4 protein-coding genes and 2 tRNA genes are annotated in these 6,732 nt (G+C 59.7%); 2 read left to right on the forward strand and 4 right to left on the reverse strand.

Annotation, left to right across the window (positions count from 1 at the left end; all coding sequences use genetic code 11):
- Positions 1-37: 37 nt before the first annotated feature.
- The 4 genes from ACRESD_RS07555 to ACRESD_RS07570 form a co-directional block, all read right to left on the reverse strand.
- Entirely contained in the window at positions 38-1,597 is a 1,560-nt protein-coding gene (locus ACRESD_RS07555; RefSeq protein WP_431750354.1) for an ABC transporter permease, read from the reverse strand.
- Positions 1,597-2,622, reverse strand: a complete 1,026-nt coding sequence (locus ACRESD_RS07560) for an iron ABC transporter substrate-binding protein (RefSeq protein ID WP_431750355.1) — start codon at positions 2,620-2,622, stop codon at positions 1,597-1,599. Before ACRESD_RS07560 ends, ACRESD_RS07555 begins: the two co-directional genes overlap by 1 nt.
- 145 nt (positions 2,623-2,767) lie before the next feature.
- A tRNA-Leu gene (locus tag ACRESD_RS07565) sits at positions 2,768-2,854 on the reverse strand.
- 152 nt (positions 2,855-3,006) lie between these two features.
- Positions 3,007-3,093, reverse strand: a tRNA-Leu gene (locus tag ACRESD_RS07570).
- 225 nt (positions 3,094-3,318) lie between these two features.
- On the opposite strand from ACRESD_RS07570, the gene rnr reads away from it, so the two are divergent.
- Both rnr and rlmB read left to right on the forward strand, forming a co-directional pair.
- A complete protein-coding gene (gene rnr / locus ACRESD_RS07575) occupies positions 3,319-5,946 on the forward strand; it encodes a ribonuclease R (RefSeq protein ID WP_431750356.1) in 2,628 nt (875 codons plus the stop codon).
- Positions 5,943-6,698: a 23S rRNA (guanosine(2251)-2'-O)-methyltransferase RlmB gene (gene rlmB, locus ACRESD_RS07580; protein WP_431750357.1), complete on the forward strand. Its 756-nt coding sequence runs from the start codon at positions 5,943-5,945 to the stop codon at positions 6,696-6,698. Before rnr ends, rlmB begins: the two co-directional genes overlap by 4 nt.
- The last annotated feature ends 34 nt before the right edge of the window (positions 6,699-6,732 follow it).

The raw sequence follows: 6,732 nt of genomic DNA on the forward strand, positions 1-6,732 counted from the left end.
TTCCAACGTAGGAGCTGGCTTGCCTGCGATAGCGGTCTCAGCGGCTCAGATACATCCGAGTAGTGAGCAAGTACACCGGCAACCCCGACACCAAAATCAACAACGCCGCATACGGCGCTGCCGCTGCAAACTCCACATTCGAGGTATGCGCCCACACTGCCGTCGCCAGGGTATTCAACCCAGTCGGGCTGAGCAGCAACGTCGCCGTCAGTTCCTTCATCGCATCCAGAAACACCAGTGCAAACGCTGCGCCCAAGGCCGGGAAGATGATCGGCAGGGTCACCCGGCAAAATGCGCTGAGCGATGACGCACCCAGTGTGCGTGCGGCCTCTTCCAGTTGCGGTGCCGCTTTGTTCAGGGCTGTACGGATCGGTGCCTGGGCTAGCGGCAAAAACAGCAGCGCATAAGCGATCAGCAACAAGGCGGAGGTCTGGTACAGCGTTGGCACGTAATGCAGTGCGAAGTACACCAGGGTCAGTGCGATCACCAGGCCGGGCAGAGCGTGGAGCAAGTAAGGCAGGCGTTCGGCCCAAATCGCCAGTTGGCCCTTGTAGCGCACGACCAACAACCCCACCGGAACGGCGAACACTAGGCAGAGTGCCGCTCCGCCCAGGGACAGTGCCAGCGAGGACAGTAACGCTTCGCCAATCTCGGCCACTGGAAACGCCGCTGAAGAGCCCACTGCCAACCAATAACCGAGCATCCCCAGGGGAATGCCGCTGCCAATGATCGCCAGCGCCAAGCAGTATGCTTGCCCCAGTGGCGTCCATTTGCCCAATCGAACCTGCTCGGCATGCCGCGCCGCACCCTGGCCGATTCGCACGTGTCGGCCCTTGCCGCGTACGCGCAGTTCCAGCCACAACAGGGTCAGGCACATCACCAGCAGTACGGCCGACAGCATTGCTGCATTGGCGTTGCTGAATTCCAGTTCGAATTGCTGGTAGATGGCGGTGGTGAAGGTTTGCAGGCCGATGATCGACAGTGCGCCGAACTCCACCAGCATGTGCAGCGCGATCAGCAGCGCGCCGGCCAGTAGTGAAGGCCATAACAACGGCAGGGTGATGTGGAAAAACACGCCCCAGCGATTCAGTCCCAGGGTGCGGGCCGACTCTTCCAGGGAGGGATCAAGATTGCGCAGGGTCGCCGCCACCGGCAGAAAAACCAGCGGATACTTCGACAGGCTCATCACCAGGATGGCGCCGCCAAGTCCCTCGAAACTGGCGCTCAGTGACACCCAGGTGAAGCTGCTGACAAACGCCGGCACCGCAAACGGCAGGCACAGGATCACGCCCCAGATGCGCCGCCCCGGAAGGTTGCTGCGCTCCAGCAGCCACGCCAGGGACAGGCCGATCACGGCGCATGCCACTGTTACGCCAACCATCAGCGCGAGGGTGTTGCGCAGCAGGCCAAAAACATAGGGGCGCCATAGCAGGTGCACCGCTTGCGCCCAGCCTGCCTGCCAGGCTTTGGTCCCGACATACACCAGCGGCAGCAGGCTCAAGCCGACCAGAAGCAGGACGGGCAATAGCAGCCAGATCGAAGGGCGCTTGCGTCGCGGGCTGAAACGCCCGCGCACGGCTAGTAGCGATTGGCTCATCAGTTCAAGCCAACGTCACGTTCCAGGTCCAGTGCTTCTTCGGCGTTGCCTAGATCGGCGGGTGTGACTTTAGGCGGTTGCAGCTCGCTGAACGGCTTGAGGCCACGGTTGGATTTCATGCCCTTGCGCAGCGGGTATTCGGCCGAAGTCTCGGTGATAACACGCTGGCCTTCTTCACTGGCCATGAATGCCAGCAGCTGCTGGGCTTCCTTGGGGTGCTTGCTGGATTTCAGTGCGGCAGCGGAAGACACGGTGATCAGGCCGCCGACATCGCCGTCGGTGAAGTAGTGCAGTTGGGAGTCCAGGTTGGTTTTTTCTTTTTTCAGGGCGAACCAGTAATAGTTGTTCACCAGCACAGTGGCCACTTCACCGTTCTCCACGGCTTTGAGGGCGACCATGTTGTTGCTGTATACCTTGCCGAAGGCGCGCAGGCCGGTCAGCCACTCCTCAGCGGCTTCGCGACCGTGCAGCTTGATGATTGCTACGGCTTGTTCCTGGAATGCGCCGCTGGTGGGTACGAAACCGACTTTGCCTTGCCACTCGGGACCGGCGAAATCCAGCACCGATTTGGGCAGGTCTTTTTCAGCGATCAGCTTCGGGTTGAAGGCCACGACACGGGTGCGTGCGGTCACGCCCATCCAATCGCCATTGGCGCCTACGTAATCCTTGGGCAGTGCGTCGAGGGTGCCGGCGTCGATCTTGGCCAGCAAACCTTGCTCGCCGAGTTTGTTCAGGGGAGGTGACTCTTCGGTGTAGATCACGTCGGCGGGGGAGCGCTCACCCTCTTCGACGACCTGGCTGGCCAGTTGGTTGCTGCTGCCTTTGCGTACGTTGACGTGAATGCCGGTCTTGGCTTCGAAGGCTTTGGCGAGTTGGTCGCCGACTTCTTTGTGTTGGCCGTTGTACAGGGTCAGGGACACCTTGTCGGCGGAATGGGCAGTGGGGGAGAGTAGGGTCAGGCCGAGCAGAGTGAGGGTCAGGCCACGCAGAAGGGATGTCTTGAGACGGGTATCGCGGAACATCATCCGGAAGTTTCCTCGCTTGAATGCAACAAATCATTGCAAGGATAAACGATAAAACTTCTCAAATGCGTGGGCGGGGCTGAATCGAGGGAAAAGTTTTCGGATGCCAGAAACGAAAAAACCCGCTTTCGCGGGTTTGATCTGAATTTGGTGCCCAGGAGAAGACTCGAACTTCCACGACCGTAAGGTCACCAGCACCTGAAGCTGGCGTGTCTACCAATTTCACCACCTGGGCATTATCAGCAACGCTTGCGCTGTTGATGGAGCGAACTATACGGACGGCTTTTTGATCTGTAAACCCCTGATTCAAAAAAATAAATCGAGTTTTGCGTTAAAAATCAAAGACCTAAAACGAAAAAACCCGCTTTCGCGGGTTTGATCTGAATTTGGTGCCCAGGAGAAGACTCGAACTTCCACGACCTTGCGATCACCAGCACCTGAAGCTGGCGTGTCTACCAATTTCACCACCTGGGCATTATCCAACAACGTTGCCGTCGTCGATGGCGCGCACTATACGGAGGGCATGTTGAGCTGTAAACCCCCGCCATGAAAAATTCCTGGAATATTTCGCCAATGGTCGCGCAAGGTGCTCGTCTGGAGCTACAAAGGCTTTTTAAAGGCTAGTTGACGTCTGAAATTTCCCGTTTCAATACGCGTATGCCAAACTAACCCGCATATAGACAAGGTGAAAACTCTCTAATGGCCGATTGGCAGTCCCTCGATCCCGAGGCCGCTCGTGAAGCGGAAAAATATGAAAACCCTATTCCTAGCCGCGAACTGATCCTGGCGCACCTCGCCGATCGGGGTTCGCCTGCTAGCCGCGAGCAGCTGGTTGAAGAATTCGGTCTGACCACCGAAGACCAACTCGAAGCGCTGCGCCGCCGCCTGCGCGCCATGGAGCGCGACGCACAACTGATCTACACCCGCCGTGGCACTTATGCGCCCGTGGACAAGCTCGACCTGATCCTGGGCCGCATCGCCGGTCACCGTGATGGCTTCGGCTTCCTGATCCCGGATGACGGCAGCGACGACCTGTTCATGAGCCCGGCGCAAATGCGCCTGGTGTTCGATGGCGACCGTGCCCTGGCGCGGGTTTCCGGCCTGGACCGTCGCGGTCGCCGTGAAGGCGTGATCGTCGAAGTGGTGTCCCGTGGTCATGAAACCATCGTGGGGCGTTACTTCGAAGAAGGCGGTATCGGCTTTGTGGTGCCGGATAACCCCAAGGTTCAGCAGGAAGTGCTGATCACTCCGGGCCGTAACGCCAACGCCAAGATCGGTCAGTTCGTCGAGGTGAAAATCACCCACTGGCCGACGCCGCGCTTCCAGCCGCAAGGTGACGTCATCGAAGTGGTCGGCAACTACATGGCACCGGGCATGGAAATCGATGTCGCGCTGCGTACCTACGATATTCCTCACGTCTGGCCTGAAGCCGTCGTGAAAGAAGCGCGCAAGCTCAAGCCCGAAGTCGAAGAGAAGGACAAAGAGAAGCGCATCGACCTGCGCCATCTGCCGTTTGTCACCATCGACGGCGAAGATGCCCGCGACTTCGACGATGCGGTGTACTGCGAAGCCAAGCCCGGCAAGCTGCGCCTGTTCTCCGGTGGCTGGAAGTTGTACGTGGCGATTGCCGACGTCTCCAGTTACGTGAAGATCGGTTCGGCGCTGGATGCCGAGGCTCAGGTGCGTGGCAACTCCGTGTACTTCCCTGAGCGCGTGATTCCGATGCTGCCCGAGGAATTGTCCAACGGCCTGTGCTCCCTGAACCCGAAAGTCGACCGTTTGGCCATGGTGTGCGAGATGACCATCTCGAAAACCGGCGAAATGACCGACTACCAGTTCTACGAAGCGGTGATCCACTCCCAGGCGCGCCTGACCTACAACAAGGTCAGCACCATCCTGGAAACACCGAAGACCAGCGAAGCCAAGGCCCTGCGTACCGAATACGCCGGCGTGGTGCCTCACCTCAAGCAGCTCTATGCGCTGTACAAGGTGTTGCTGGGCGCGCGTCATACCCGTGGTGCGATCGATTTTGAAACCCAGGAAACCCGGATTGTCTTTGGTTCCGAGCGCAAGATCGCCGCGATCACCCCGACCACGCGTAACGATGCGCATAAGCTGATCGAGGAGTGCATGCTGGCGGCCAACGTGGCCACCGCTGAATTCCTGAAAAAGCACGAGATTCCTGCGCTGTATCGTGTACACGACGGCCCGCCGCCGGAGCGTCTGGAAAAGCTGCGCGCGTTTCTCGGCGAGCTCGGCCTGTCTCTGCACAAAGGCAAGGACGGCCCGACGCCGAAGGATTACCAGGCTCTGCTGGCCAGCATCAAGGATCGTCCGGATTACCACGTGATCCAGACTGTCATGCTGCGCTCCTTGAGCCAGGCAGTGTACAGCGCGGATAACCAAGGCCACTTCGGCCTGAATTACGAGGCGTACACTCACTTTACCTCGCCGATCCGTCGTTACCCGGACCTGCTCACGCACCGCGCAATCCGCAGCGTGATCCACTCCAAGCAGAACACCCCGCACGTCAAGCGCGCCGGTGCCATGACCATTCCGAAGGCACGGATTTATCCGTACGACGAAGCGGCCCTGGAACAATTGGGCGAGCAGTGCTCCATGAGCGAGCGCCGTGCCGACGAAGCGACCCGCGACGTAGTGAACTGGCTCAAGTGCGAGTTCATGAAGGATCGCGTGGGCGAGTCGTTCCCTGGCGTGATCACCGCCGTGACCGGTTTTGGGCTGTTCGTCGAACTGACCGATATCTATGTCGAAGGCTTGGTGCACGTTACGGCCTTGCCGGGTGACTACTACCACTTCGATCCTGTGCATCACCGCCTGGCGGGCGAGCGCACCGGTCGCAGTTTCCGTTTGGGTGATACGGTAGAAGTGCAGGTCATGCGCGTCGACCTCGACGAGCGCAAGATTGACTTCGGCATGTCCGACAAGCCAGCCGAGTCACCGGGCAACCGTAAAAAACGTGGTGGCGAATCCGCTGCGCCAGCCAGCAAAGGCAAAGGCGCTCCTGCGAAAGCGGCTGCCGAGCCTGCGCCGTCCAAGCCGGCCGGTCGTCGTTCTTCCGCCAAGGAAAAAGCCCCAGAGGCCTACCGACCAAGCGACGCTGCGGCTAAAAATGCCGAAGTGCGCAAAAGCCGCGAGTTGAAGCAGCAGTTGCTCAACGAAGCCAAAAGCGGTGGTAAAGCGGCGTCTGGGGGAAAGTCCCAGGGCGCAGAAAAGAAACCGAGCAAACACCGTAAAGGCCCGCCAAAAGCGGGTTCGGCTCCCGCGAGAAGCGGCGGGTCGCGCAAACCTAAGGCCAAGTCATGAGTCTGGAAAAAATCTACGGCGTGCACGCCGTAGAAGCGTTGCTGCGTCATCACCCTAAGCGCGTCAAGCAGGTGTGGTTGGCAGAAGGTCGCAGCGAGCCGCGTGTACAAGCGCTGGTCGAGCTGGCCACACAAAATAAGGTCGCCATCGGTCAGGCTGAGCGTCGTGAGATGGACGTTTGGGTGGAAGGTGTTCACCAGGGCGTGGTCGCGGACGTAAGTCCGAGCCAAGTCTGGGGCGAGGCGATGCTCGACGAGCTGCTCGATCGCACCGAAGGTTCGCCGCTGTTGCTGGTGCTGGACGGCGTGACCGACCCGCACAACCTCGGCGCTTGCCTGCGCTCGGCGGATGCTGCCGGTGCATTGGCGGTGATCGTGCCTAAAGACAAGTCGGCAACCTTGACGCCGGTCGTGCGTAAAGTGGCCTGCGGCGCCGCGGAAGTGATTCCACTGGTGGCCGTGACCAACCTGGCGCGCACCCTGGAGAAGCTCCAGCAGCGTGGCCTGTGGGTTGTGGGCACGGCGGGCGAGGCCGAGGTCAGTATTTATGATCAGGACCTTACTGGCCCGACCATCCTGATCATGGGTGCTGAAGGCAAAGGCATGCGTCGCCTGACTCGTGAGCATTGTGACTACCTGGTGCATTTGCCGATGGCCGGTAGTGTCAGCAGTCTCAACGTATCGGTTGCGACCGGTGTGTGCCTGTTTGAAGCCCAGCGCCAGCGTGGTGCCAAAGCCAAGGCCAAGAAGTAACAAGGCCTGTAGCAGGTCAAAGTGTGGGAGCGGG

Origin of the sequence: Pseudomonas sp. (genome assembly GCF_050739995.1) — a bacterium.
Taxonomy (GTDB): domain Bacteria; phylum Pseudomonadota; class Gammaproteobacteria; order Pseudomonadales; family Pseudomonadaceae; genus Aquipseudomonas.